The organism is Pseudomonas sp. NPDC098747 (assembly GCF_044760045.1).
Taxonomy (GTDB): domain Bacteria; phylum Pseudomonadota; class Gammaproteobacteria; order Pseudomonadales; family Pseudomonadaceae; genus Aquipseudomonas.
Genome location: NZ_JBIWAL010000084.1, coordinates 11,309 through 15,191, shown reverse-complemented (window position 1 = coordinate 15,191; position 3,883 = coordinate 11,309). Strand labels below are relative to the sequence as shown.

Genomic DNA, 3,883 nt, shown 5'->3' with positions numbered 1-3,883 from the left:
CCGAACGATGTGCGCTACTAATCCCTGATCTGCAAGTTTGTCGAGCTGCCACTGGTTGGCCGTCGCATCCCGATCATCGCCGACGATTACTGCGACCCTGAATTCGGCACCGGCTGCGTGAAAATCACCCCGGCCCACGATTTCAACGACTACGAAGTCGGCAAGCGCCACAACCTGCCGCTGCTGAACATCTTCGACAAGAACGCCCACGTACTGCCGGCCTGTCAGGTGTTCAACCTCGACGGCACGCTGAACGAGAGCATCGACGGCAAGATCCCGGCTGAATACGCCGGCCTCGACCGTTTCGAAGCGCGCAAGCAGATCGTTGCCGCGTTCGACGCCGCCGGCCTGCTGGTCAGCGTTGATGACCACGGCCTGAAAGTGCCGAAAGGCGACCGTTCCGGCACCATCATCGAGCCGTGGCTGACCGACCAGTGGTACGTGTCGACCAAGCCTTTGGCAGAGCCTGCGATTGCTGCTGTCGAAGACGGTCGCATCCAGTTCGTGCCCAAACAATACGAAAACATGTATTTCTCGTGGATGCGCGACATCCAGGATTGGTGCATCAGCCGTCAGTTGTGGTGGGGCCACCGGATTCCGGCCTGGTACGACGAGTCGGGCAAGGTTTACGTCGGTCGCGACGAAGCCGAAGTACGCGCCAAGAACAACCTTGGTCCGGACGTTGCCCTGCAACAGGACAACGACGTTCTCGACACCTGGTTCAGTTCGGGTCTGTGGACGTTCTCCACCCTCGGCTGGCCGGAAAAAACCGAGTTCCTGAAGAAATTCCACTCCACCGACGTGCTGGTCACCGGTTTCGACATCATTTTCTTCTGGGTCGCCCGGATGATCATGATGACCATGCACCTGGTGAAGAACGAAGACGGCACGCCGCAAGTGCCGTTCAAGACCGTTTACGTCCACGGTCTGGTGCGTGATGGCCAAGGCCAGAAGATGTCCAAGTCCAAGGGCAACGTCCTTGACCCGCTGGACATCATCGACGGTATCGAGCTGGAAGAACTGGTGCAGAAACGCACCTCGGGCCTGATGCAGCCGAAACTGGCGAAGAAGATCGAGAAGCAGACCCGCGACGAGTTCGCCGACGGCATCGCCAGCTACGGCACCGACGCCCTGCGCTTCACGTTCTGCTCGCTGGCCTCGACCGGCCGCGACATCAAGTTCGACATGGGCCGCGTCGAAGGCTATCGCAACTTCTGCAACAAGATCTGGAACGCCGCGCGTTACGTTCTGGACAAGGGCGAAGATTGCGGCCAGAACGGCGAAGCCTACGAACTGTCGCTGGCAGATCGCTGGATCATCTCGCAACTGCAGCGCACCGAAGCCGAAGTGACCCGTCAACTGGATCAATTCCGTTTCGACCTCGCGGCGCAAGCGCTGTACGAGTTCATCTGGAACCAGTACTGCGACTGGTATCTGGAACTGTCCAAGCCTGTGCTGTGGGACGAAAACGCGCCGGTCGAGCGCCAGCGCGGTACCCGTCGCACGCTGGTTCGTGTACTGGAAGTAGCGCTGCGTCTGGCGCACCCGTTCATGCCGTTCATCACTGAAGAAATCTGGCAGCGCATTGCGCCGCTGGCCGGCATTCAGGGCAAGACGATCATGCTGCAACCTTGGCCAGTGGCCAACGAAGAACGTATCGATCCGGCTGCCGAGAGCGATATCGAGTGGCTCAAGGAGTTGATGCTCGGCACGCGTAACATCCGTGGCGAGATGAACATCGGCCCGGGCAAGCCACTACCGATCTACCTGAAGAACGTGAGCGCCGAAGACCAGCGCCGTTTGACCGAGAACGAAGCGCTGCTGAAGAAACTGGCGCGTCTGGAATCGATCACCGTTCTGGCCGCTGGCGAAGAAGCACCGCTGTCCGCCACCGCACTGGTCGGCGAGATGGAAGTGCTGGTGCCGATGGCCGGTCTGATCGACAAGGCTGCTGAACTGGCACGTCTGGACAAGGAAATCCTGCGTCTGCAGGGCGAAGTCCAGCGTGTTGGCGGCAAGCTGTCCAACGCCGGTTTCGTCGACAAGGCCCCGGCCGAAGTCATCGAGAAGGAACGCGCCAAATTGGCCGAGGCTGAGCAAGCCCTGGCCAAACTGGCCGAGCAGCACGCGCGTATTGCCAGCCTGTAACGGTAAATCGCAATGAAAAAGGCGCGCCACCTGATTGGGTAGCGCGCCTTTTTTATTGGCCACTTTCTTCCTCCACCGCCAATCCCTGTGGGAGCGAGCTTGCTCGCGAAGAGGCCGTGTCAGGCGAAAATAATTTTGACTGACAGGACGCCTTCGCGAGCAAGCTCGCTCCCACAGGGATCAGTGATATTTTCGATAATGGGTTCGAGGCTGCTGGATGTGGGACAATACCCGCCACTTTCAGCCATACCCGAATCGACCACGCCCATGAACGCCCCCCGCACACCTCGCCCGCCGCGCAAGAAGCCTGATTCCGCCACCCCGGCCAAAGCCGTTGAGCCGCGTGAAAAGGCCAGCCTGCACCCGCGCAACCGCCATCAGGGTCGTTACGACTTCCCGGCACTGATCAAAACCACGCCGGAACTGGCGAAGTTCGTGATCATCAACCCGTACGGCAAGGAAAGCATCGACTTCGCCAGCCCTGACGCGGTGCGTGTGTTCAACCGAGCGCTGCTCAAGTCGTTCTACGGCATCCAACATTGGGATATCCCGGCCGATTACCTCTGCCCACCGGTCCCGGGCCGTGCGGATTACGTGCACTTCCTGGCCGACCTGCTGGCCAGCATGAACGACGGCAAGGTCCCGCGCGGGGCGATCATCAACGTGCTGGATATCGGCATGGGCGCCAATTGCGTTTATCCGCTGATCGGTAACAGCGAATACCGCTGGCACTTCCTCGGTTCGGAAGTTGACCCGACGGCCGTGGCCGCAGCCAAAGCCATCGTCCAGTCCAACGACCTGAACAAGGTCATCCAGTTGCGCCTACAGGAGAATCGCAAGCACATCCTGATCGGCCTGCTGGAGCCGGGCGAGCGCTTCGACCTGACCATGTGCAACCCGCCGTTCCACGCCTCGATGGACGAGGCGACCAAAGGCAGCGAGCGTAAATGGCGCGCACTGGGCCGCGCCGACCCGACACGCAAACTGCCGGTGCTGAACTTCGGCGGCCAATCGGCTGAGTTGTGGTGCGAGGGTGGTGAAGCACGTTTCGTGACGCAGCTGATCGCCGAGAGCGCCAACTTCCAGCACAAAGTGCTGTGGTTCAGCACCCTCGTATCGAAAGCTTCGAACCTGCCAGCCATCGAAACGGCCCTGAAAAAGGCCGGTGTGCTGGAAAGTCAGGTAGTGGAGATGTCTCAGGGGCAGAAACAAAGCCGTTTCGTCGCCTGGACCTTCCAGACCAAGTCCGAGCAGCAGATCTGGCGCCGCGAGCGCTGGACACGCTAAAACTGCGTCACTGACCGAACCGGTTAAATGTGGGAGCGAGCTTGCTCGCGAAGGCAGTCTGTCATTCAGAAGAGACGCTGGCTGAAACGCCCCCTTCGCGAGCAAGCTCGCTCCCACAGTGATTTATGGCGTCCGTGAGTCAATCACCAAATCGCAGACACAAAAAAACCGTGCCCGGATCACTCCGGTGCACGGTTTTTTTATTGCTGCGTCTTACTTGTTCACAGCGTCGGTCAGGCCTTTGGCCACAACCAGCTTGATCACTTTCTTAGCAGCGATTTCGATGGCAGCGCCAGTCGAAGGGTTACGGCCAGTGCGGGCAGGACGCTCGGTCACTTTCAGCTTGCCGATACCTGGCAGAGTGATTTCGCCGCCGTTTTCCAGCTGATCGGCAACGATTTGGCCCAGTTGGTCCAGAGCGTTACGCGCGGTGGTTTTCGGCGCGTCG

2 protein-coding genes and 1 pseudogene are annotated in these 3,883 nt (G+C 59.8%); 2 read left to right on the top strand and 1 reads right to left on the bottom strand.

Going from position 1 to position 3,883, the window contains the following annotated elements:
* Both ACIQVE_RS27635 and rlmF read left to right on the top strand, forming a co-directional pair.
* Window positions 1-2,148: pseudogene (locus ACIQVE_RS27635) on the top strand (valine--tRNA ligase); the annotation flags it as partial.
* A 267-nt stretch (window positions 2,149-2,415) separates the two neighbouring features.
* The gene (rlmF, locus tag ACIQVE_RS27630) at window positions 2,416-3,435 is read left to right on the top strand and encodes a 23S rRNA (adenine(1618)-N(6))-methyltransferase RlmF (protein WP_150603743.1); all 1,020 of its coding nucleotides are present in this window, start codon (window positions 2,416-2,418) and stop codon (window positions 3,433-3,435) included.
* A gap of 213 nt (window positions 3,436-3,648) precedes the next feature.
* On the opposite strand, the gene ACIQVE_RS27625 is transcribed toward rlmF, so the two are convergent.
* Window positions 3,649-3,883: HU family DNA-binding protein (locus ACIQVE_RS27625; RefSeq protein ID WP_402814718.1), on the bottom strand; the 235-nt coding region annotated here is incomplete at its 5' end.